This is a genomic window from Streptomyces sp. NBC_00457 (assembly GCF_036014015.1).
Classification (GTDB): domain Bacteria; phylum Actinomycetota; class Actinomycetes; order Streptomycetales; family Streptomycetaceae; genus Streptomyces.
On record NZ_CP107905.1, the window covers coordinates 4,283,710 to 4,305,836 of the forward strand.

The following is a 22,127-nucleotide window of genomic DNA, read 5'->3' on the forward strand; positions in this document are numbered from 1 at the left end:
GGAGCAGGGGATGCGGGCGCTGCGGGCCGAGGACCCCGAGTCCCTCGGCGGGCACCGGCTGCTCGCCCGGCTCGGGGCCGGCGGCATGGGCACGGTCTATCTGGCCCGCGCCGCCGACGGGGCACTCGTCGCCGTGAAGATGATCCGCGCCGAGCACGCCGCGGATCCCGCCTTCCGGGCGCGCTTCCGCCGCGAGGTACAGCTGGCCACCGCACTCACCGCCCGCTGGGTGGTCCCGGTGACGGCCGCCGACACCGAGGCGCGCGAGCCGTGGCTGGCCACCGCCTTCGTGCCCGGCCCGTCGCTGACCGAGGCGGTCGACGGACACGGTCCGCTTCCCGCGCACACCGTCGCCGTACTCGGCGCGCGGCTGGCGCGGGCGCTGGCCGAGGTGCACGCGGCGGGCATGGTCCACCGCGACGTCAAACCCGGCAACATCCTGCTCACCCGTGACGAACCCCGGTTGATCGACTTCGGCATCGCCCAGGGCGCCGGCACCACCGCCCTGACCGCCCCCGACGCGATCATCGGCACCCCCGGCTATCTCTCCCCCGAACAGGCCCGGCCCCACGAGGGCGAGGTGGGCCCGGCGAGTGATGTGTTCTCCCTCGGCTGCATGCTGGCTTACGCGGCCACCGGCCGTCGGCCGTTCGGCACCGGCACGGCGGCGGCGATCCTCTACCGCACCGTCCACGAGCCCCCCGACCTCACGGGCCTCGACCGTCACCTTCCGGGACCGCTGCGGGCGGCGATCACCGGCTGCCTCGCCAAGACTCCCGGGGACCGGCCCACGGCAGCCGAACTCGGTGCCGCGCTTGAGGCGGCAACCGGCCGGACCGACGAGACGCCGAGCGGTGACTGGCTGCCGCCCGAGGTGCTGCGGCTGGTGGCCGACCGTTCTACTCGCGCCCTCAACCCGCCGCCGCGCCCGTCTGCCCCCGCTGCTCCGTCGGTCTCTCCCCCGGAGTCGGTACGGAGGCTGCCCCGTCGCCGCGTTCTCGCGATCGGCGGGGCGGCGGCCGCGGCCGCGGGCACCGGAGCCGCCGTACTGCTGAACCGACGGGACACCACGCCGACGGCCGGTACGCCCCGCAAGGCGCCGACGCACACGATCGGCTTCCAGGCCGACCTGACAGGGCCTCAGAAGAGCACCGGCACGGCGCAGGAGCGGGGGGCCCGCCTCGCCGTCGCCCTCCACAACGCACGGGCGGACGCCTCCTTCCGCCTGGCCCTGACGACGTACGACGACCGGGGCGAGACCGCACGGGCGAAGGACGCGGCCCGCAGCCTGCTCGCCGACACCGCCGCACGGGCGGTCATCGGCCCCACCACTGCCACCGCCGCCCGCGCCGCCGGCCCGCTCTACGGGGCCGCGTCGACGCCGTTCGTGCTCGTGTCGGTCGACGCCGACGAGGCCGGACTGCCGACCGTCGCCCTGCGGCGCACCCTGTGCCAGACCAGGGCATCGGGGTCCGAGCGCGGCCTGCCGGTCATCGCTTACCTGACCCGGGCGCACTCGGCGCGTCGTACCGCCGTCATCGAGGACCGGGCCGCGGGAGAGACGGCCTGGAACCTCAGCCGCTACATCGGTGAGTCTCCGCCCAGCGAGGGCACGGTCACCCTCCACCCCGTGGCGGCCGGCACGGACGACTTCGGCCCGGCCGTCACCGAGGCCCTGACCACCGACCCACAAGCCCTCGTCTACGCCGGGGTCTCCCCGATCCGAGCCGCGGCCTGCGCCGAGGCCCTGTCAGCGGCCGGATTCACCGGTCCACGCATGGGATTCGAGCCCGTCATGCGGCCGGCCTTCCTCACGGGGGCGGGTGAGGCGGCCGAGGGCTGGATGTTCGAAGCCCCGTACACCGAACCACAATCGGTGGGCACCAAGGCGTCCAGGTCGTTCACCAGCGCCTACCGGAAACGCTACGGCCAGGCACCCGGACGCTGGGCCGCCGAGGCGTACGACGCCGTCGGCCTGATCGCCCGCACCCTCGACGCACTCGGGGGCGGCGCGGACACCGAGCCCGGCCAGGTCGCCGAACGCCTCTTCCGCACCGCCCACGACGGCGTGGCCAAACCGATCCGCTTCAGCGAGACGCCCACGCACTCCCTGCAACAGGAGAACGCGAGCTTCCTCTACCAGGTCAGGGGCGGGGACTTCCGGTTCCTGGGACGGTACGACCAGGTTCGGTGACGGCTATGACCCGACCCGCGCGAGATAGCTGAAGCCCGTGTTCGGGCCGACGCAGGACTGGAGCGTCAGGTCGCCCCAGTAGAGGCCGTGGGAGGGGGTACCGCGCCCGGGCGACACGTAGGTGGCGTAGACGCGGTACGTGAAGGTGCCGCGCGGGGTGGTGGCGGTGACCGTCGTGCCCACCGGCAGCTTGGCGAACTGTGCGAAGCCGCAGTAGTCGTGGCCGACGACGACGACGGTGCGCAGCGCGTGGCCGTCCTCCGTCCCCAGGTCGGGTCCGGTCCACTGCACGGCGTCGTCGCAGGCGTCCACCGCGTCCTGGCCGCCGCGGACGACCTCGGTGGACCAGGAGCCCACCCGCAGGGTGGTCGAGCCGTCCTCGCTGCGCCCGCCGAACGCCTCCGCGCGCGGCACGGCGGACGGCTTCGGCGAGGGCTTCGCGGGCGTGTTGCGGGGGCGCGAGGGGGCGGACGGGGGTGCCGTGGCCGACAGGTCCGGGAGCTTCGCCTTCGGGGTGGTCGTGGGCTTGCCGGGGGACGGTGTGGGACGGGGGGTGGATGCCGTGGGAGCAGGTTCGGGCGCGACGGTTCGGGCCGGTGTGCCGTGGCGGGTCGGCTCGGTGGGCGCTGTGGGCACCTGATCGGGAGACGGGACGGTGGCCGGGGCGCTCGCGGGCGGGCCCGCGAGCGTTGTGTCGTCGACACCGGGAGCGGCACATCCCGCCAGGGCGGCGGACGCGACCACGGTCGCAAGGGCGGTGGCACGGGCCACCGTACGGCCGTATCGTCCGGTGGTCGTCACGCTCAGCACCTCTCCCTCAGCCGAAGCGGCCGTTCACGTAGTCCGTCGTGCGCTGGTCCTGCGGGCTGTTGAACATCGCGTCCGTGGGGCCGTGTTCGACGATGACGCCAGGGGTGCCCTGTTCGGCGAGGAAGAAGGCGCACTGCTGGGAGACGCGGGCCGCCTGCTGCATGTTGTGGGTGACGATCACGATGGTGACGTCGCCGGAGAGTTCGTGGATCGTCTCCTCGATGCGGCGCGTGGAGGTCGGGTCCAGGGCCGAGCACGGCTCGTCCATCAGCAAGACGCGCGGGCGTACCGCCAGCGAGCGTGCGATGCACAGGCGTTGCTGCTGGCCGCCGGAGAGCGCGCCGCCGGGCTGGCGGAGGCGGTCGCGGACCTCCTTCCAGAGGCCCGCCTTGGTGAGGCACTCCTCGACCAGCCAGTCCTTGTCCTCGCGGCCCGCCTTGATGCCGGCGAGCTTCAGGCCGGCGGTGACGTTGTCGTAGATCGACATCGCGGGGAAGGGGTTGGGCTTCTGGAAGACCATGCCGATCTGGCGGCGGGCGTGGGTGATGCGGCGGCCGCGGTCGTAGATGTCGTCGCCGTCGAGGAGCACGCGGCCGGCGAGGGAGGCGGAACCGACCAGTTCGTGCATGCGGTTGAGGATGCGGAGGAACGTGGACTTGCCGCAGCCGGACGGGCCGATGAGCGCGGTGACCTTGCGGGCCGGCATGGTCAGCGAGACCTGTTCGAGGACCTTGTGGTTGCCGAACCAGGCCGAGATGGCGTCGGCCTCCAGGGTGGCCGGGTTGCTGTCCGCGGTGGCCGCGCCGAGCTTGGGCGGCCTGACTGCCGTCATCTTCCGCGTCGGGTCGAGGATCTCGTCGACGAGGGTGTTGGTCGTGTCGGTGGTGTCGGACATGGTGCTGAACTCCTCGTCGGTCAGAGCAGGTTGGGCAGCAGGCGGGTGGCGGCGCTGGAAACGGCGAGGCCGAAGGCGGCCAGTACGGGAACGCCGACGATCCACGTCTGCCAGCGGCCCCACGCGCGATACGCGGCCATGGTGAGCAGGGCGGCCAGGAGCAGCCCCTGCGACCAGAGGAAGACCGGCAGCCAGGCGGCGTCCTCACTGCCCAGGGACTGCTCGGAGTCGTCGATCCAGCCGGGGGCGAGCGGGCGGGGTGGGGCGGGCTGTGCGTCGCTGGTGAGCGTCGCGTCGACGCGGATCGTGCCGGCGGGGGTGTACGGCCTGCCCTCGGCGGTGATGAGCGTGAGCCGGCCCTCGTTCTCCTTCAGGACGGGCGGCAGCGGGTCGCCCTCGCGACGGATGGTCGTGACCTCGTAGGTGGCCGTGCCCTGACCGGTCGTCACCCGGATCTCGGTGCCTACGGGCAGCTCGTGCAGGCTGTTGAACGGGCTGCCGTACCCCCACTGGCGGCCCATGATCACGCTGGTGCCGGCCTGTCCCGGCAGCGGGGTGTCCCGGCGGTGGCCGGGGCCCGACATCAGCACCCCGGAGGTCGTGCCCTCCGCCACGACCTCCTTCAAGCCCAGCGCCGGAATGCGCAGCAGCGCGACGGGCGCGCCGGGATCCAGCAGCTTGCCGTCGTACGTCTGCTGGCCCACCGGTGCGATGCCGAGGGCGAGTTGACGGCGGTACTCGTCGTACGCGGTCTGCTGGTCGCGGGAGTGCTGGAGGTGGCCCACGATCGTGAGGTTGGCGGCGAAGCCGAGCAGCAGGGCGGCGAGCACGCACAGTGCGGCCCCGGCGAACGCGAACCCTGCGCGTTCGACCCGCGGCGCCCCGGAGCTGGGCTCGGGCTCGGGTGAAGGCGCCGGCGCCGGCGGCGCCACGGCCGGCGGGGGCGGGGACAGCACGGTCACGGGGTGCGCTCCTGTGGAGAGGAGAAGGGTGGGGTGGAGGAACGGGGGCGCGGGCGGCGGGGTGGGGGCCCGCCGCCCGTGCTCCGCCGCGCGTGTTACGCGCTCGGGTCGCCGAAGTTCAGCAGCCCGTTGCGGCGGCCGTAGCGCACGAAGGCGATGCCGGCCGCGGTGAGGACGATGGCGCCGATGCCGGAGAAGAGGGCGATCTGGCTACCGGTGGAGGCGAGGCCGCCCTGCGGCGAGGTGCCGGCGGTGGTGGAGTCGCCGCCGGTGGTGCTTCCTCCGTCGGTCGTGCCGGACGTCGTGCCCGAGGTGGTGCCGGACGTGTCGCCCGAAGGGTCGTCGCTCGGCTCACCGGAGGGGTCGTCCGACGGGTCGTCGGAGGGATCGTCCGAGGGGTCGCCGCTCGGGGACTCGGAGGACGGGGCGGGAACCTTGAAGGCTACGGCGGTGACGTTGGTGCAGTTGGGGCTGAGGTCCCAGGCGGTCTGACCCTCGACGGCGTCCTCGGGGACCGTGAGCGACTGCCACGTCACCACGCCGCTCCCGTCGGCCGTGGCGTCGGGGAACTCCGCGTCGTTCCGCTCCATCGCCATCGCGTACTTGGCGCCGGCCTCGCAACCGCGCACGATGACCTTCACCTTCTGGCCACGCTGCAGCTCAGGGTTGTCGGCCAGCCGCTCGCCCGATTCGTCGAGCATCTCGTACCGCGGAAGCCGCACGTTCAAGCGAGCGGGCTCGGATTCGGACGGCCCGAACTTGGTGGCATCCGTCGGGGTGAACCGGGCGACGATGTCGTGATCGCCCTCGGACAGCGTCTTCGTCTTGAACTCGGCCTTCCCACCGGCGACGGCGGCTTCGCCGAGCTCTGTCTCACCCGCCATGAACTTCACGGTGCCGGCCGCGTCCGTCGGCGTGATCGTCGCGGTGAGCGTTACTTCCTCGCCCGGCTCGAGTTCGGACTTGGAGGGGGTCAGCTGAACGCTGGTTGCCTTCGCCCCTTCCCCGACCGCCCAGTTGTCGCCGGTGACGGTGATCTTCTGAGTCCAGTACGGATCATCCGGATGGAACCCACCAAAGTCGTCATAGCACGCCAGGCGAAGTTCGTACGTGCCGTCAGATGCGAAGATCTGCGGCAGATCCTTGACCGCTAGATCGGCGTTGTCCGCCTTGGCCAACGACACCGATTTCGGCGCGTCGAACGGCGAACCGTTCGTGATGCCTTCGATCGCGACCGGCACAGTGCCGTCGGGCTTGGCCACGCGGAGCTGAAGGCCGTAATTGATGGGGATACTTTCGAGGACGTTGCCGTTTTCATCCTTGATGTCATAGTCAGGGCACTTGGCAGGTATGGAGACAGTGGCGCCGAACGGCTCCGCATCGCTCAACTTGCCACTCTGCGCCATGGTGAATTCCCCGATGGACGCCGCCCGGGCCGGCTGGGACTGGGACGCCACCAGGGCCACAACGCCCAGGGCGAGCACGGCACAGGCGGCGACGATGGCGGCCACTCTTCGGAACGGATGTAGCGCTGTCATGGTGAAGGCCCCCCGGGGGACGGTCGGTTGATGAATGCCGGGACAGCACGTGGGGCCGGGCACCCAGAGGGCGCCCGGCCGGCACGCGAGGATCAGACGACGATCACGAGTTCAGGCCGCCCGTGACGTTGCGCGCGTTGCAGTTGGAGACGGTGCCGAAGCCGTAGGTCGTGATGGTGCTGGAGGCCGCGCAGATGTCCGAGAGCGCCTCGGAGATCGCGGGCTCGTTCAGCCGGGACGTCTGGACGACGTTGTAGACGTCACGGGAGAAGACGAAGCTCGGGTTGAGCGCGAGCGCGGTGCCCGAACCGGTGGTCGGGGACTGACCGTCGATGCTGCGCAGACGCGACTCACCGCGACGGTTCGGGACGTCCGCGATGCCCTTGCCCTGGGCGATCCACTGAGCGACCGAGTACGGCATGAGCTGGTTGGCAGCCGTGATCGCCGTACCGTCGTGCTCCTGGGCGTTCTGGTTGACGCATGCGCCCGGCGTGGTGACACCGATGGAGTCCAGCCAGTACTGCCGGGTGCCGGAGCCGGCCTGCGGCAGCAGCGGCGCCACGGTGACCGTGGTGCCGGAGGCGTTGGTGTAGGTGCAGTTCGTGTAGATGCTGGCCAGCTGCGCCTTGGTCAGGTTCGTCGGCACGGTGCTACCGAGGTCCGTGGCGTAGGTGACGGCGTCACGGGCGAACGGTACGTAGGTGAGGTCGGTGCCGGGCACGGAGGCCTTCGGGCCACGCGAGGAGCGGGCCATGTCGATGCAGTTGGTGCCGCCGTTGGCGATGTCCTCGGACAGCCGGGCGATGCCGTTGCTGGAGCCGTTGGTCTGGGCACGGGTGTACGAGCAGCCCGTGGCCTTGGTGTTGTACGGGTCGGAGAGGCCGCCAATGGCGTTCCACGACGCGATGATCTTGTTGCCGCCGGCGTCCACGACAGCGGTGCCGTTGGCGAGGCCGTTCATGACGTACTGCGTGGTGTCCGAGCCGACCACGGCCAGGGTGCGGTAGTCGGTCGACGTGGACGGGTCCGCAGAGGCCGGAGCGGCCAGGATGCCGAGACCGAGAACCGCGGCGCCGACAGCGGCACCGATCTTGGCGTAAGACTTGACGTTCACTTCTGAACCCCTTGGTTTCTGGATTTCGAAGACTGGACGTTCAAGCTGAATCCGGATTTTCGTGCTGCCGACCCGTCGGCCGACCACCGGATACATTTCCAGAATTTGGTACGGCGGCCAACAAATTCCCATCGAGGGAAAGGTTAAGGGAAGGCTTCCTAGGTGTCTCCTAGGGAGTCCGACGTTGCGCATAGCGAAGCATTACGGGACCTGCCAGTCCTGCTGCTCCGCCGATGAACAGGATGGCAAGAAGGACCCAGCGGATAATGCCGAGAATTTCGCCGGGCGTGAGTCCTTGTTTGGCTTGCGCGATATTCTGCTGCGGTCCTGATCCAGGAGGCGCGGAGCCATTCGGAGAGGATGCCGCCGACGCCGGCGAGTCGGGGTCGGCGCCGCCACCCGGGCCACCCGCGGACGCTCCTCCGCCGTCCGTACCGGAAGAGGTCCCTCCTCCGGTGCCGGCTCCGGCTGTCAGTCCCCCTGAACCGTTCGCGTTCGGATCGTCGCTCGACGGATCGCTCCCGGGGTCGCCGCGCTGCAGGTCGTCGGCGGCAGCCTGGGCCTGCTTGCGCAGTTTCGCGGGCAACGGTGCGTAGCCGGGGGGAAGTTGGCCGGCCGCTCGGCCCTGTGCCTGGCCCGGTCCCGCGGCGTACCTGATGAAGTCGGCGTACGCCTTGCGGTCCTTCGCGTCCTGGTTCACCGAGGCTGCGGCGTAGGTCACCACGGTCATCGGGTATGCCTGCCCCTTGGCCCGTGCCGGATCGGGTTTGAGCACCGCGGAGTTGTCCGACCACGCTTGCATGGCGTTGACGCCGGCCTGGAGTGTGCTGACGGAGGCCTTCACAAAATTGCCGTCCGCGTTGCGCAGGGCCGCAGTCGGCAACCCGTAACGTACCGCCGACGCGGCATCGACGATCGCCATGGCGACACGACGGCCTGGCGGAGGAACCAGATTGACGACCTTGGCCGGAACTTGATCGTTCGGCTGCGCGTATTCGGTGGTGCGACCGTTGTTGCCCCTGCGGGTTTTCACGGCTCCGTCGTGCAGGTCGATCGTGTACGGGTCCAGGTCCAATATCGTGTAGGTGGCCGTCCCCATGATGGGCTGATCGTTGATGGCAGGCTTTACCGTCGGGTCCGACTTGGGGAAGTCAGTCAGATCTGCGTTCGCTGCCAGGTTCAGCTCCTGAAAGTACGGATTGACCCGCATCCCATGGGGATCCGGCTTCCCGGAGAGGAAATCCCTGGCCTCCTTGTCCGACTGCAGCCAGTTCCAGATGACCCGCGTGGTATCGGAATTCCCTTGAGGAACCATGAGGCTCATGGGCTCGGCTGCGGCATCCAGCTTGGCGAATTGCGGATTGAGGTCCAAGAACTCTTTGTCCTTGGTGAAATACAGCGGATTTCCCTTGAGGTGTTCTGCTTCGGGCGAGTCACAGCCGGGTGGGCTGCACACATTCGTCCACGGGACATCATGCACGTATGAGTGGGTGAGCATCTTGGCGACGAGCCTCGGCGTCAGTTTCATTTCTTGTATGACGCCGTCCGTGCCTTCGACAAAAAACCCGACCGCGAGCCCGGACACCGCCACCGGCGCGTGGACGACACGTGACCCGTCTCCCGATCGATCCACGGGATCGACGGTGACGCCCATGGCGGGCGCCTCCTCGGTCGTACCCAGCACCTCACCCCTGGCCTCCTCTTCGGGCCCGCGGTTGAAGGTGAAGGTGTTCCCCGTCGACGTGCACAGCTTCGGCGCCCACGACGAGACGGCATCGTCCGCGAGCTCGGAGCCGGGTACGGGCCGCTCGGGCTGGCCCTCCGGACAGAACTCGTCGACCGGCTGGAAGTCCAGACGGAAAACGATCCGCTGGGCCCAGTTCGTCGCGGACAGCGGCGAGGAAGCGAGCTTGTCGACGGTGATCTCATTGCCGTTCGCGTCGTGCGTGCCTCGCGGCACCGCCACCAGCCAGCAAGGGCGCGGAGCAGGGGTACTGCCGGCGGCCGCCGTGTTCACTCCGCAGCCGAGGTAGTCCGCCTGAATCCCGTCCTGCACCTCGAATTCCGTTTCACCGGTGCCGTTCTCGAAGGTTCGGACAGCCTTTTGCTCGTTGGTGTCCAGCGGACCGAAGTAGGTGTAGTCGTGGGAGGACTTCGTAGCCGGCTCACCGTTGGCCGGGCGGAACGGGACGAAAGGAAACGAGCCCGTGTACTTCTCGTCCTCCTCGGGGTCATCCTCGCTGCCTGGCGTTGTCCCGGTCCCGTAGCGCACCACCCGACCGTTGCCGGCCCCCGCCGCGGTACCCGCGCCGAAGACACACTGCTCCCGATCAGGACCGGACGGATCGTCTCCCCAACACTGCATGATCTGCAGGTAGTTGACGTTGAAGGCAGTGCTCGGCGCCGTCGGCGCCCCGCCCTTCCAGCTGACCCGCACGCTCTGGGAGTGCAGGTTCTTCGTCTGGTGAACGGTCACCTTCAGATCCGAGAAGTCGTCGTACTTCCCCTTCTTCCCCGACTTCGTCACCGCGGAGTCCTCACCGGTCGCCGCCACCGCCGGCGTCGTCCCCGGCGGCACCGGCAACAACGCCACCACGAGCGCGGCCAGCAGACAGCCCACGGCAATGAGAATGCGCGGCCGGGGACGCGTCAGCACCGGCGTCATGCCACACCCCCCTTACGACGCGTCCGGTTGGCCATCAGACGCCCGACGACAGGCGGCCCGACGACCACGCCGACCAGCAGCGCGGCCGACAGCGCCATCAGCGCCGTACGCAGACCGAGGGCGTCGTCGGCGCCCAGGGAGACCGGGCTGGCCGCGACGTTGGTGTCGCCCGTGCCCTGGTCGCCGCTGATGACCTCGCCGGTGTCGGGGTCGACGACCGTTCCGCCGGTCGCCGCGCCCGCGCCGCCGGTGCTGCCTGCCGTATCACCGCCGGAGCCGCCCGTCGCGCCTCCCGAACCCGTGGAGCCGGATCCGCCCGTCGAGCCGGAGCCGCCGGTCGAGCCGGAGCCACCCGAGCTCGAACCGCCCGAGCCGGACCCGCCCGAACTGCCTCCGTTGACCGGCGTCGTGTTCTTGTTGCCGCCGGTACCCGTCGCGCACTGGTCCGGGCCCTTCTTGTCGCACGCCTGCGGGTAGGGCGCGCTCTCGATCAGGGTGTTCCGCCCGCCGGAGAACGTCGGGTTGTTGCACTTGCCGATGTCGATCCTGCTCGTGTCGGCACCAGGGATCTTCCGCGTCTGCGCCATCGCGGCTTCCACCAGGTTCTTCGGCAGCGGCGAGTAGCCGAGCCGGTCGGCCTGCTGCTGGCCATCGCAGAGGAAGTAGTTGTTGAACGCGCTGAGCGTCTTCCCCTTGGCCTTGGTGAAGCCGCTCTCCTCCTTGGTCGGGACGATCATGTAGCTGTAGCTGGAGAGCGGGTAGGTGCGCCGGTCCCCGAAGGTGTAGACGCTGTCCAGGTTCTGGGTCAGGTAGTTGGCGGAGCGCGGGTCGTTGTTGATCCGGGCCTTGGTCAGGGCGACCGCCACGCTGGAGGCGGTCGGCTCGACGTAGTAGCCGGACCTGTTGAGGATCTTGGCCACCGGGAAGCCCGCGTTCCTCGCGTACGAGTACTCGACGTAGGTGATGGCGCCCTCGGCCTGGGACTGCTTCGTGTAGCCCGCGACACCGAGTGAACTGGACTGGGCGACGAAGCCGGAGCCGGGGATCACCGGGAAGTACGACGTCAGGCCGCAGGGGGTCTGCTTGCCCGCGCGGCGGCAGTAGTCGTTCCACATCGAGCCGTACTGCTTGGACATCCACAGGGTGAACTGCGCGGTCGTACCCGAACCGTCGGAGCGGACGACCGGGACGATACGACGGGCCGGCAGGGCCAGCTTGGGGTTGTCCGCCTTGATCTCCGGAGCGTTCCACTGGGTGAGCTTGCCGGTGAAGATCTTGGTGAGGACGTCACCGGACAGCCGCAGGTTGGTGACCTGCCTGCCGCCGATCTTCAGGTTGTACATGAACGACGTACCGCCGGCCACGATCGGCATGTAGGCGTACTTGCGGGTGGGCGGCGGGTCCGACTGGCCGAGGTCGTTGAGTCCGTAAGGGATCTCGGACACACCGAAGTCGGAGGTGCCGTTCTTGAACTGCTGACGGCCGACCGACGAGCCGACCGCCGAGTAGTTCACGGTCATACCCTGCTGGCGGACGTTGCGGCGCCACTGCTCGATCGCGTTGGCGCTCCAGGTCGAGCCGGAGCCGCTGATCTTGGTGTAGGTGGCCGCGGAGGCATTCGGTGGGTGGATGGCCAGCAGCGCGCAGACCGCGGCGACGAACAGCGCCAGCGCCTGGTGCACGCGCGTAGCGCGTGAACGACGGACAGGTGCGGGTTTCACGAAGTGCTCCTCGTCGGTGCGGGACGGTCTGACGGCTGGTCTGCGGGGGCTTTCGCCGCGAAGCGCTTCGCGTCACGGCGGGACGCCTTGACGCGACGGTGTTCCTGGCGGCGGGTGAGCTGGCCCGGTCCACGGCCGCCGAGGACACGGGCGATGACGAACAGGACGAGCACCAGCATCAGCAGCACCGCCGCGGTGCCGAAGCCGCGGGCGATGTAGGTGGGCTCGGGGGACTTGACGAGTTCGAAGGCCGCCAGCGGCAGCGACACCATCGGGTCGTGGAGCGGATTGGCGTTGAGCTCCGCCGTGTAGCCGGCGGTCAGCAGCACCGGCGAGGTCTCACCGACACCGCGGGCCGTGCCCAGGATGATCGCCGTGGTGAGGCCGGAACGGGAGGTGGGCAGCACGACGTGCCACACCGTGCGCCAGCGCGAGGTGCCGAGTGCGTACGACGCCTCCCGCAGCGTTCCGGGCACCAGCCGGATCACCACGTCCGCCGCACGGATGATGATCGGCAGCATCATCACGCAGATCGCCAGCGCGGCGGCGAGGCCGGAGCGGTCGAAGCCCAGCGCCAGGATGAAGGTCGCGTAGATGAACAGGCCGGCGACGATGGACGGCAACGCCGTCATCGCCTCGACCATGGTGCGGACGAACCGGCTGAAGGCGCCCGGCACTTCGTTGAGGAAGACCGCACACACCAGCCCGGCCGGGATGCAGATCAGCAGGGCGATGGAGATCTGCCACAGCGTGCCGACGATCGCGTGCAGGATGCCGCCGACGCTGAGCGGCTCGACCGGACCCGCGTCGGCCATCGACTCCGTATAGAAGTTCAGGTGCGGCAGCGCGTCGCGGCCCTCCCAGAGGGTGTAGACGACCACGAACGCCAGCACGGCCAGCATGACGATGCCGAGGCTCTGGACGATGGCGGCGGCCACACGGTCGCGCACCGCGGGGCCGTCCTCGTCGAAGGAGACCAGCAGCGCGTACAGGCCGATGAAGAGCAGGTAGGCGATGACGACGAAGCCCAGTGCGCCGTTGAAGGGCAGCATCCGGTCGAACATCAGCCAGGTGGTGCAGAGGGCGGCGGCGCCGGCGCCGAGCATGGCGTACACGTCGGTGGCGCGCAGCGTGGCCAGGTTGCGGCGCGACTCGGTGCGCGTCTTGCGGCGTGCGGGCAGGGTGGTGCCGGGCGCCGACGGTTTCCCGAGGCTCGTCTGCGGTCCCTGGTCGCCGGGCGGGCTCTGTGCGGTGGTGACGGTCATCGGGCTCGGTCTCCTAGGAGTCGCTCGCCGCGCCGGAACGGCTGCGGGCGACGATCGACGACGCGACGAAGTTGACGACGAGGGTCATCAGGAACAGCGCGAGGCCCGCGGCCATCAGCGCCGACATGCCGATCTCGCTCGCCTCGCCGTAGCGCAGGGCGATCAGCGACGACACCGAGCTGGTGCCGTTCTGCAGGATGTGCGGCTGGATCACGAAGACCGGCGAGATGATCAGGTACACGGCGATGGTCTCGCCGAGCGCCCGGCCCAGGCCCAGCATGGTGCCGCCGATCATGCCGCCCTTGCCGAACGGCAGGACGACGCTGCGGATCATGCCCCAGCGGTTCGCGCCGAGCGCGTACGCCCCTTCCCGCTCGCCGACCGGGGCCTGCGAGAACACCTCCCGCATCACCGAGCAGATGATCGGCGCGACCATCAGCGACACGACCATGCCGGCGATGAAGGAGCCGGAGGTGTAGACGGTGGCGGTGGCGAGCGGGTCCCCCGGATCGGCGCCGTCGACCTTGAAGAGCGGTATCCAGCCGAAGTACGTGGAGATCCAGCGCGACAGGGTGACCACATGGCCCTGGAAGAAGAACAGGCCCCACAGGCCGTAGACCACCGACGGTACGGCGGCCATCAGATCCACGATGCTGATGAGGGTCTGCTTGATCCGCGGCGGCGCGTACTCGGAGATGTAGAGCGCGGTACCCAGTGCCAGCGGTACCGCGAAGACGATGGCGACGAGCGCGATGAGGATCGTGCCGACGAGGACGGCCGAGATACCGAATTCGCCCCCGTCGGGCTCCCAGGTCTCGGTGGTGACGAAACCCCACTTCGCGACGGACAGCGCCTGCCAGGCCCGGTAGGTCAGAAAGCCGCCGACGAGCAGCATGATGGCCAGTACGAGAGCGCCGCCCCCACGCAGGACGCCTCGGAAAACGCGGTCGGGCACGCCCATGTCGGCGTGCAGGCGTCTCGGAGGGTCGTCCGCCGGAGCCACAGGTCGCTCATGCATTCGCGTCGTCACATGTGCCGACGCTCCTGAGGCCCGGTGGACTTCTGCGCACACGGACGTGAACGAGGCGACCCCGAGAGGCAACATCCGGGATTGACGTGAACGTGGCGACACAGGGGCACAGATCGGGAGCACACAAGGGGCCGGGGCCCGCCTTCTCGGCGAGCCCCGGCCCCTCCCGTGAATCGCCGAGCCCCTGGCTCGGCCGGCTCAGTTCATGTCGTCCCACGCGATCACGCCGCCCCCCGAACCGAGATCGCCCAGAAGCGCCCGGAACCGCTCATATGCGGCCTGGCACGTCGAGTGCCGCTCATAGGAACGCGACGACACCGCCAAAGCACCGCCGGCGGGTTCACGCAGTCGCCAGACCCAGCCGTTTCCCTCGGAGGTGTGGTGCACGCCCCCCGGTAAACCCGCGACGCCCGCGCACATTTCCTCGAACGCCGCTCTGCACTCGGCGTAGCTGCGGTACGTCAGGGCCGCTACGGCGACCACCCGCCCGTTCGTGGCGGTGAGCCGCCACAGGTAACTGCCGTCTGCGGATATGTCTATTTGGCAGCGCGTGCCGGGTACGGCCGCGCCCCCCTGTCTTGCCGCCATCCATCCCCACCCCTGCGGATCCCGTCTTCCGGAAGGCCGCATGTGCCGACGACGGTTCGCCGTTCATGCGGCACCCGCAGGGTAGTGAGACCCGAGTGACAACGTTCGCCCTGCCTTAGTTGCCCCCGGCATGCTTCATTCGAAAGTTGCCCCTCGTTCACACAGCGGTCCCACAGCGGGCGCGAGAGGGGAATGAAGGCCTCCGGCTGCCGTCGCGCGGCCTGCCGCCGGGCCCGTGGTACGCGTAGGTGGTCGCCAGGTCCGCTGAAATTCCGATTGAGTTTTCCCTTCGGTTTTCCATGGAATCGGCGCACCCGATATTCGGCCCGCACGTCCTTTCCCGAAAAATCGGCAACCCTCTTCACCCGACCGCCAAAAACGTTCCGAAATCTCCACACCATGAGTACGCTGCCCACGTCAATTCGGGCCCGCCGAACGGGGATTGGCGGGTCGTGGCATTCAAACTTGGGGAATTCGGATGCGCATTTACTCTGCTGCCGTCGCCGCGTGCGGCGTCATAGCCCTGTCCGCACTCGCCGTTCCGGCCGCCCAGGCGGACGAGCAGTTCGGCGACACCGACATCACCAGCGTCGTCGTCAACAGCGGTGCCCCCGTTGTCGTCGGCACGAGCGCGAGAACCGTCACTGTCGAGGTCACCGCGACCGACCCGACCGGCTTCGACACGATCAACGCCACGCTCTACCACGGGTCTTACGCCGCCCAGGACGCCACCGTGGCCTCGACGGGGGCCTGCGGGCCGACGACCGCCGCGACCAGCACCTGCGCGCTGACCTTCGACCTGGCCCCCGGCACCGCCCCGGCCGACGACGCGCTGGCCGGCTCCTGGAGCGTGAGCGCCTTCGCGATCGCCTCCGACGGCGACGCCGAGTTCCTGGACAGCGCGGCCACCTTCTCCCTGCGGCGCGAGACCCGGCTCACCGTCGACGCCACCCCCGAGCCGGTGAAGTGGGGCAAGGTCCTCACCGTCAAGGGCGGCATGCAGAACGCCGACTGGGCGAACGGCACGAACGTCGCCGCCGAGGCCGGCCGGCCGGTCGCTCTGCAGTTCCGCCAGAAGGGCTGCGCCACCTACAGCACCGTCAAGACCGTCAAGACCGCCGCCGACGGCACCCTCTCCACCACCGTCCGCGCGTACTCCGACGGTGACTACCGCTGGTCCTACGCCGGCACGAACACGACCGCGGCCGCGGTGTCCGAGGGCGACTTCGTGGACGTGCGCTGACCCCTGAGAAAGCCGGCCCCTGAGAACGACGTGCGGTGGGCCGGCGGGCGATCGCCCGTCAGCCCACCGCCAGCAGAATCGCCAGCAGCACCGCGCCCGCCGCCGCGGGGCCCACGATCTCGTACGCCCAGCGCACGACCACGCCCTCGCCCTGCGCGGTCTTCGCCGCCCCCCGGGCCTCCTGCAGCTCGCGCAGATCGTCCATGGCCTGGTCGCTCGCCGCCCGGGTCGGACCGTCCGGCACATTGCGGAGACCACCCTGCACGAGGCCACGCGTGGTGTCCTCGCCGCTCGCCATCGCGCGCGCCTCGCGCCGGGCCGCCTTCTTGCGGGCGCGCAGCGAGACCGGAATGGCCCAGAGCTGGAACTTCTTGCCGGACCGGTCGACGACCTCGTTCGAGTAGCCCGAGCGCAACGAGGCGACCTGCCCCCACGGCAGCACGATCACGCGGAAGGGGTTGCGGATGCGGAGGCGGTCCTCGTTCGCGTACACGGCGGGGCGCACGGTGAAGGCGACGATCAGCGGGACGACGAGGATCATCGCGGCGAGGGCCAGCCAGGGGGTGCGGCCGTTGCCCTGGAACAGGGCGTCGATGCCGAGCCAGGCGACGAGGCCCAGCAGGAGGACGCCGCCTGCGATGCCGCCGCTCGATCGGAAGACGCGGTCCTTGTTCTCGGGGTCGGGGGTGGTCATGCGGATGATTCTGCCTCAGCACGGTGGGTGGGTTTTGTGCGCCCAGGCGCCGTAGGGGATCTGCTTGATGGCGAGTGCGGGTCCGTTGTGGCTTGTCGCGCAGTTCCCCGCGCCCCTAGGTGGGACAGCTCCCCTTCCCGACAAGGAACCCCTGCTCGTTCCTGACAAGGAACCGCTTCTCGGGGTGTACAGCCGCTACGCGCGTAGATATGCTCGTCTGGTGACCATGCCCACCACTGCACATACCCTCACGGACGTGGCGGCCTCCGAGAGCACGCTGCGTCGGTTCCTCCATGGGCTGCCCGGCGTCGACGCGGTCGGCCTGGAGGCGCGTGCCGCCTCACTCGGTACCCGTTCGATCAAGACGACCGCGAAGGCGTACGCGATCGACCTCGCCATCTCGATGGTCGACCTGACGACGCTGGAAGGCGCGGACACCCCGGGCAAGGTCCGGGCGCTCGGCGCCAAGGCGGTCCGCCCCGACCCGACCGACCGTACGGCCCCCGCCACGGCCGCGGTCTGCGTCTACCCCGACATGGTGCCCGCCGCGAAGGCGGCCGTCGCCGGTTCCACGGTCAAGGTCGCCTCGGTCGCCACCGCCTTCCCGGCGGGCCGCGCGCCGATCGTCGTCAAGCTGGCCGACGTCCGCGAGGCCGTCGCCGCGGGCGCCGACGAGATCGACATGGTCATCGACCGCGGGGCCTTCCTCGCGGGGAACTACATGAAGGTGTACGACGAGATCGTCGCCGTGAAGGAGGCCTGCGGGGCGAGTGCCCGCCTGAAGGTCATCTTCGAGACCGGCGAGCTGTCGACGTACGACAACATCCGGCGCGCGAGCTGGCTCGGCATGCTGGCGGGCGCCGACTTCATCAAGACCTCGACCGGCAAGGTCGCCGTCAACGCCACTCCCGCGAACACGCTCCTCATGCTGGAGGCGGTGCGCGACTTCCGTGCCCAGACCGGCGTGCAGGTGGGCGTGAAGCCCGCCGGCGGCATCCGTACGTCCAAGGACGCGATCAAGTTTCTCGTTCTGGTCAACGAGACCGCCGGGGAGGACTGGCTGGACAACCACTGGTTCCGCTTCGGCGCGTCCTCGCTCCTGAACGATCTGCTGATGCAGCGTCAGAAGCTGGCCACCGGCCGCTACTCCGGTCCCGACTACGTGACGGTGGACTGATCCATCATGGCTTTTGAGTACGCACCCGCACCCGAGTCCCGCTCGATCGTCGACATCGCCCCGTCCTACGGCCTGTTCATCGACGGCGAGTTCGTGGAGGCGGCCGACGGCAAGGTCTTCAAGACCGTCTCGCCGTCCACCGAAGAGGTCCTCTCCGAGGTCGCCCAGGCCGGTGCCGAGGATGTCGACCGGGCGGTGAAGGCCGCCCGCAAGGCCTTCGAGAAGTGGTCGGCGCTGCCCGGCTCCGAGCGCGCCAAGTACCTCTTCCGCATCGCCCGCATCATCCAGGAGCGCGCCCGCGAGCTCGCCGTCCTGGAAACGCTGGACAACGGCAAGCCCATCAAGGAGACGAGGGACGCCGACCTTCCCCTCGTAGCGGCGCACTTCTTCTACTACGCGGGCTGGGCGGACAAGCTGGAGCACGCCGGCTTCGGTGCCGCCCCCCGGCCGCTGGGCGTCGCCGGCCAGGTCATCCCCTGGAACTTCCCGCTGCTGATGCTGGCGTGGAAGATCGCCCCGGCGCTGGCGACGGGCAACACGGTGGTGTTGAAGCCCGCCGAGACGACCCCGCTCTCCGCCCTGTTCTTCGCGGACATCTGCCGCCAGGCCGGTCTGCCCAAGGGCGTCGTCAACATCCTTCCGGGATACGGCGACACGGGCGCGTCCCTGGTCGCGCACCCGGACGTGAACAAGGTGGCCTTCACCGGCTCCACCGCGGTCGGCAAGGAGATCGCCCGCACGGTCGCCGGCTCGAAGAAGAAGCTCACCCTCGAACTCGGCGGCAAGGGCGCGAACATCGTCTTCGACGACGCCCCGATCGACCAGGCGGTGGAGGGGATCGTCAACGGGATCTTCTTCAACCAGGGCCAGGTGTGCTGCGCGGGATCGAGGCTGCTGGTCCAGGAGTCGATCCAGGACGAGCTGCTGGAGTCCCTGAAGCGCCGTCTGTCGACGCTGCGCCTCGGTGACCCGCTGGACAAGAACACGGACATCGGCGCGATCAACTCGGCCGAACAGCTCTCGCGCATCACGTCCCTGGTCGAGCAGGGCGAGGCGGAGGGCGCCGAGCGCTGGTCCGCACCGTGCGAACTCCCCTCCTCCGGCTACTGGTTCGCCCCGACGCTCTTCATGAACGTCACCCAGGCCCACACCGTCGCCCGCGACGAGATTTTCGGCCCGGTGCTGTCCGTCCTCTCCTTCCGCACCCCGGACGAGGCGGTCGCCAAGGCCAACAACACGCCGTACGGGCTGTCGGCGGGCATCTGGACCGAGAAGGGTTCGCGGATCCTGGCGGTGGCGAACAAGCTCCGCGCGGGCGTGATCTGGTCCAACACGTTCAACAAGTTCGACCCGACCTCGCCCTTCGGCGGCTACAAGGAGTCGGGCTTCGGCCGCGAGGGCGGCCGCCACGGCCTGGAGGCGTACCTCGATGTCCGATAAGTCCGAGCAGCAGCGACTCAGCGTCTTCAAGACCTACAAGCTGTACGTCGGCGGGAAGTTCCCGCGTTCCGAGAGCGGCCGGGTGTACGAGGTGACGGACTCGAAGGGCAAGTGGCTGGCCAACGCGCCGCTCTCCTCCCGCAAGGACGCCCGGGACGCGGTGGTCGCCGCCCGCAAGGCCTTCGGCGGCTGGTCCGGCGCGACCGCGTACAACCGCGGCCAGATCCTCTACCGCGTCGCGGAGATGCTGGAGGGCCGCCGCGATCAGTTCACGCGCGAAGTGGCCGACGCCGAAGGACTCTCCAAGTCCAAGGCGGCGGGGGTCGTGGACGCCACGATCGACCGCTGGGTCTGGTACGCGGGCTGGACCGACAAGATCGCCCAGGTGGTCGGCGGCGGCAACCCGGTCGCGGGCCCGTTCTTCAACCTCTCCTCGCCCGAGCCGACGGGCGTCGTCGCCGTCCTCGCCCCCCAGGAGTCGTCCTTCCTGGGCCTGGTCTCGGTCGTCGCCCCGGTGATCGCGACCGGCAACACGGCGATCGTGGTGGCGAGCGAGAAGTCCCCGCTGCCCGCCCTGTCGCTGGGCGAAGTGCTGGCCACCTCCGACCTGCCCGGCGGTGTCGTCAACCTCCTCTCCGGCCGTACGGCGGAGATCGCGGCGCCCCTGGCCGCGCACCAGGACGTCAACGCGATCGACCTCGCGGGCGCCGATGACGTACTCGCGAAGGAACTGGAGATCGCGGCGGCCGACAACCTCAAGCGCGTCCTGCGTCCACAGCCTGTGGATTACACGGCGACCCCGGGCACCGAGCGCCTGACGGCATTCCTGGAGACGAAGACGGTCTGGCACCCGACGGGGTCGCTGGGCGCGTCCGGCTCGTCGTATTAGAGGTACTGGAGCCGCCCGAGACCGGAGAGCCGCGCTTCCCCTCCGTCCAGGGAAGGCGCGGCTCTCTGTGATGCGCACTTCACATGCCGACCCACGGCTTCGATGAACGGCAAGTGAATGCCACACTGGTGTCCCGTGAGTTCCCAACCGGCCATACCGACGCGAGTCGTGCTGCTCTGCGGCCCCTCCGGCTCCGGCAAGTCCCTGCTCGCCGCCCGCTCCGGTCTTCCGGTGCTGCGGCTCGACGACTTCTACAAGGAGGGCGACGACCCGACGCTGCCGCAGGTCCTCGGGAGCTCCGACATCGACTGGGACCATCCCGACTCCTGGGACGCGGACACCGCCGTCGCCGCCATCGCGGAGCTGTGCCGCACGGGTCGTACGGACGTCCCGCTGTACGACATCTCCCGCAGCGCCCGCACCGGCGCGGAGACCGTCGACATCGGGCGCACCCCGCTGTTCATCGCGGAGGGCATCTTCGCCGCCGAGATCGTCACGCGCTGCCGTGAGCTCGGCGTCCTGGCCGACGCGCTGTGTCTGAGCCGCGGACCGGTGCGGACCTTCCGGCGCCGTTTCCTGCGGGATCTGAAGGAGGGGCGCAAGTCCGTGCCGTTCCTGCTGCGGCGGGGCTGGCGGCTGATGCGTGCCGAGCGGTCCATCGTGGCCCGTCAGACCGCGCTGGGCGCGTACGCCTGCGACCGCGACGAGGCGATGGGGCGGCTGGCGGACGCGGCGGCCGGGCGGTGCGCGACGGCGCGTACGGCGGTCTAGGCGCCGCCCCGGCGTCGTACCGCACACACGAAAGCGGGACTGGACGGACCCCCCGGCCCACCAGTCCCGCTCCTTTGTGCTCCCCCGTGGTCCCCCGTGACCCCGTTGGTTCCCCCCGGAACCGTTCCCCCGTGCTACCCCGTTACTTGCTTCCCCCCAGACCTTCAGGCGACAAGCTCCCCGAAGGACTCCTCCTCGTCACGGCCGAAGCTGAGGACCTCGTCCTCGCGCAGCCGGCGGAGCGACCGCCAGATGCTGGACTTCACCGTGCCGACACTGATGTCGAGGATCTCCGCGATCTCCGGGTCGGTGCGGCCCTCGTAGTAACGGAGGACCAGCATCGTCCGCTGGAGTTCGGGCAGCCGGGCCAGCGCCTGCCACAGGACCGCGCGCAGTTCCGTGCCGCGCATCGCGTCCGTGTCGCCGGGCGTCTCCGGCAGTTCCTCGGTCGGGTATTCGTTCAGCTTGCGGCGCCGCCACGCGCTGATGTGCAGGTTCGTCATGGTGCGGCGGAGGTAGCCCCCGACCGCGGCCTTGTCACTGATCCGGTCCCACGCCCGGTACGTCGAGAACAGCGCGCTCTGCAGCAGGTCCTCGGCCTCGAAGCGGTCACCGGTGAGGTGGTAGGCGGTTGCGTACAGGGAGGCGCGGCGCTCCTGGACGTAGGCGGTGAACTCCGCCTCCGACAGCGAGCGCCGACGCTCCCCCGAGTCCTCCCCGTACGCGGTTCCCCCGTGCGTTTCCCCCGTGAGACCGTCAACCACCGTCATGTACGCGGTGTGCTGACGCCCGGTGCCGCGAGCGCACCCCCGCCCGCTCACGGCACCGGACTTCTCGGAACCCCGGCCCCCGTTCACGTCGTGCAGACGCGTGACAACTGCGCTTGCGCTCGTGCTGTGCAGCGTGTTCATCTCGCGCCCCCCGTCGTGGACTTCCCGGTGTTCGTTCTCGCTCGGCCTGGTCTGCGGCCTCGCTTCCTTGCCTGTGCCCAAAAGCTTGCCGAGCCGACTTCATGGCCGTGTCCGCCGACTGTCACAGACCTGTCACAGGGGTCTGTGACAGGTACCTCACAGTCCGATCACGGAAAACAGCGCTACGTGCACGGAGCCGTACAAGTGTCGAAACCCCAGC

18 protein-coding genes are annotated in these 22,127 nt (G+C 69.6%); 6 read left to right on the forward strand and 12 right to left on the reverse strand.

The features are described 5' to 3' along the window. The first annotated feature begins 10 nt into the window (after window positions 1–10). A complete protein-coding gene (locus OG828_RS19270) occupies window positions 11–2,194 on the forward strand; it encodes a bifunctional serine/threonine-protein kinase/ABC transporter substrate-binding protein (RefSeq protein WP_328501827.1) in 2,184 nt (727 codons plus the stop codon). Window positions 2,195–2,197: 3 nt separating this feature from the next. On the opposite strand, the gene OG828_RS19275 is transcribed toward OG828_RS19270, so the two are convergent. From OG828_RS19275 to OG828_RS19320, 10 genes are all read right to left on the reverse strand, one after another. After that, window positions 2,198–2,995, reverse strand: coding sequence for a hypothetical protein (locus OG828_RS19275; protein ID WP_328501828.1), 798 nt, complete (start codon window positions 2,993–2,995; stop codon window positions 2,198–2,200). Window positions 2,996–3,011: 16 nt separating this feature from the next. Next, window positions 3,012–3,836, reverse strand: coding sequence for a phosphate ABC transporter ATP-binding protein (locus tag OG828_RS19280; protein ID WP_328442358.1), 825 nt, complete (start codon window positions 3,834–3,836; stop codon window positions 3,012–3,014). 83 nt (window positions 3,837–3,919) lie between these two features. Next, on the reverse strand, window positions 3,920–4,861 hold the full coding sequence (locus OG828_RS19285; RefSeq protein WP_328501829.1) for a sortase: 942 nt from the start codon (window positions 4,859–4,861) through the stop codon (window positions 3,920–3,922). A gap of 95 nt (window positions 4,862–4,956) precedes the next feature. Further along, window positions 4,957–6,372 carry an Ig-like domain-containing protein gene (locus tag OG828_RS19290; RefSeq protein ID WP_328501830.1) on the reverse strand — a complete coding sequence of 472 codons (1,416 nt, stop codon included), beginning with the start codon at window positions 6,370–6,372 and terminating at the stop codon, window positions 4,957–4,959. 130 nt (window positions 6,373–6,502) lie between these two features. Next, window positions 6,503–7,513 (reverse strand): substrate-binding domain-containing protein, encoded by a 1,011-nt coding sequence (locus OG828_RS19295; RefSeq protein WP_328501831.1) that lies wholly within the window; start codon window positions 7,511–7,513, stop codon window positions 6,503–6,505. 169 nt (window positions 7,514–7,682) lie between these two features. Next, window positions 7,683–10,178, reverse strand: coding sequence for a hypothetical protein (locus tag OG828_RS19300; RefSeq protein WP_328501832.1), 2,496 nt, complete (start codon window positions 10,176–10,178; stop codon window positions 7,683–7,685). Next, complete coding sequence (gene pstS, locus OG828_RS19305) at window positions 10,175–11,899, reverse strand: phosphate ABC transporter substrate-binding protein PstS (protein WP_328501833.1); 1,725 nt, start codon at window positions 11,897–11,899, stop codon at window positions 10,175–10,177. The genes OG828_RS19300 and pstS overlap by 4 nt, the downstream gene beginning before the upstream one ends. Further along, entirely contained in the window at window positions 11,896–13,164 is a 1,269-nt protein-coding gene (pstA, locus tag OG828_RS19310) for a phosphate ABC transporter permease PstA (RefSeq protein WP_328501834.1), read from the reverse strand. The genes pstS and pstA overlap by 4 nt, the downstream gene beginning before the upstream one ends. Window positions 13,165–13,177: 13 nt before the next feature. Next, window positions 13,178–14,167 (reverse strand): phosphate ABC transporter permease subunit PstC, encoded by a 990-nt coding sequence (gene pstC, locus OG828_RS19315; RefSeq protein WP_328438859.1) that lies wholly within the window; start codon window positions 14,165–14,167, stop codon window positions 13,178–13,180. Window positions 14,168–14,392: 225 nt separating this feature from the next. Beyond that, entirely contained in the window at window positions 14,393–14,782 is a 390-nt protein-coding gene (locus OG828_RS19320) for a DUF1508 domain-containing protein (protein ID WP_328501835.1), read from the reverse strand. A 478-nt stretch (window positions 14,783–15,260) separates the two neighbouring features. Here OG828_RS19320 and OG828_RS19325 point away from each other — a divergent pair, with 478 nt between their 5' ends. After that, complete coding sequence (locus tag OG828_RS19325) at window positions 15,261–16,025, forward strand: calcium-binding protein (RefSeq protein ID WP_328501836.1); 765 nt, start codon at window positions 15,261–15,263, stop codon at window positions 16,023–16,025. Window positions 16,026–16,083: 58 nt separating this feature from the next. Here OG828_RS19325 and OG828_RS19330 read toward each other — a convergent pair whose 3' ends face one another. Beyond that, the gene (locus OG828_RS19330) at window positions 16,084–16,719 is read right to left on the reverse strand and encodes a PH domain-containing protein (RefSeq protein WP_328358130.1); all 636 of its coding nucleotides are present in this window, start codon (window positions 16,717–16,719) and stop codon (window positions 16,084–16,086) included. Window positions 16,720–16,945: 226 nt separating this feature from the next. On the opposite strand from OG828_RS19330, the gene deoC reads away from it, so the two are divergent. The 4 genes from deoC (at window position 16,946) to OG828_RS19350 (ending at window position 20,996) form a co-directional block, all read left to right on the forward strand. Further along, window positions 16,946–17,896 (forward strand): deoxyribose-phosphate aldolase, encoded by a 951-nt coding sequence (deoC, locus tag OG828_RS19335; RefSeq protein WP_328371989.1) that lies wholly within the window; start codon window positions 16,946–16,948, stop codon window positions 17,894–17,896. 6 nt (window positions 17,897–17,902) lie between these two features. Continuing rightward, window positions 17,903–19,336, forward strand: coding sequence for an aldehyde dehydrogenase family protein (locus OG828_RS19340; RefSeq protein ID WP_328438861.1), 1,434 nt, complete (start codon window positions 17,903–17,905; stop codon window positions 19,334–19,336). Then, on the forward strand, window positions 19,326–20,225 hold the full coding sequence (locus OG828_RS19345; RefSeq protein ID WP_328501837.1) for an aldehyde dehydrogenase family protein: 900 nt from the start codon (window positions 19,326–19,328) through the stop codon (window positions 20,223–20,225). Before OG828_RS19340 ends, OG828_RS19345 begins: the two co-directional genes overlap by 11 nt. Before the next feature lie 117 nt (window positions 20,226–20,342). Further along, a complete protein-coding gene (locus OG828_RS19350; RefSeq protein WP_443062419.1) occupies window positions 20,343–20,996 on the forward strand; it encodes a uridine kinase family protein in 654 nt (217 codons plus the stop codon). 164 nt (window positions 20,997–21,160) lie between these two features. Here the strand turns inward: OG828_RS19350 and OG828_RS19355 are convergent, their stop codons facing one another. Further along, window positions 21,161–21,907 (reverse strand): SigE family RNA polymerase sigma factor, encoded by a 747-nt coding sequence (locus tag OG828_RS19355; RefSeq protein ID WP_210578048.1) that lies wholly within the window; start codon window positions 21,905–21,907, stop codon window positions 21,161–21,163. Window positions 21,908–22,127: the final 220 nt, after the last annotated feature.

Coding starts and splice junctions, on each gene's coding strand:
- OG828_RS19340 (WP_328438861.1), top strand. CDS start 17,903: ATGGCTTTTGAGTACGCACCCGCACCCGAGTCCCGCTCGATCGTCGAC.
- OG828_RS19345 (WP_328501837.1), top strand. CDS start 19,326: ATGTCCGATAAGTCCGAGCAGCAGCGACTCAGCGTCTTCAAGACCTAC.
- OG828_RS19280 (WP_328442358.1), bottom strand. CDS start 3,836: ATGACGGCAGTCAGGCCGCCCAAGCTCGGCGCGGCCACCGCGGACAGC.
- OG828_RS19355 (WP_210578048.1), bottom strand. CDS start 21,907: ATGAACACGCTGCACAGCACGAGCGCAAGCGCAGTTGTCACGCGTCTG.
- OG828_RS19320 (WP_328501835.1), bottom strand. CDS start 14,782: ATGGCGGCAAGACAGGGGGGCGCGGCCGTACCCGGCACGCGCTGCCAA.
- OG828_RS19270 (WP_328501827.1), top strand. CDS start 11: ATGCGGGCGCTGCGGGCCGAGGACCCCGAGTCCCTCGGCGGGCACCGG.
- OG828_RS19330 (WP_328358130.1), bottom strand. CDS start 16,719: ATGACCACCCCCGACCCCGAGAACAAGGACCGCGTCTTCCGATCGAGC.
- OG828_RS19300 (WP_328501832.1), bottom strand. CDS start 10,178: ATGACGCCGGTGCTGACGCGTCCCCGGCCGCGCATTCTCATTGCCGTG.
- deoC (WP_328371989.1), top strand. CDS start 16,946: ATGCCCACCACTGCACATACCCTCACGGACGTGGCGGCCTCCGAGAGC.
- OG828_RS19325 (WP_328501836.1), top strand. CDS start 15,261: ATGCGCATTTACTCTGCTGCCGTCGCCGCGTGCGGCGTCATAGCCCTG.
- OG828_RS19350 (WP_443062419.1), top strand. CDS start 20,343: ATGCCACACTGGTGTCCCGTGAGTTCCCAACCGGCCATACCGACGCGA.
- pstA (WP_328501834.1), bottom strand. CDS start 13,164: ATGACCGTCACCACCGCACAGAGCCCGCCCGGCGACCAGGGACCGCAG.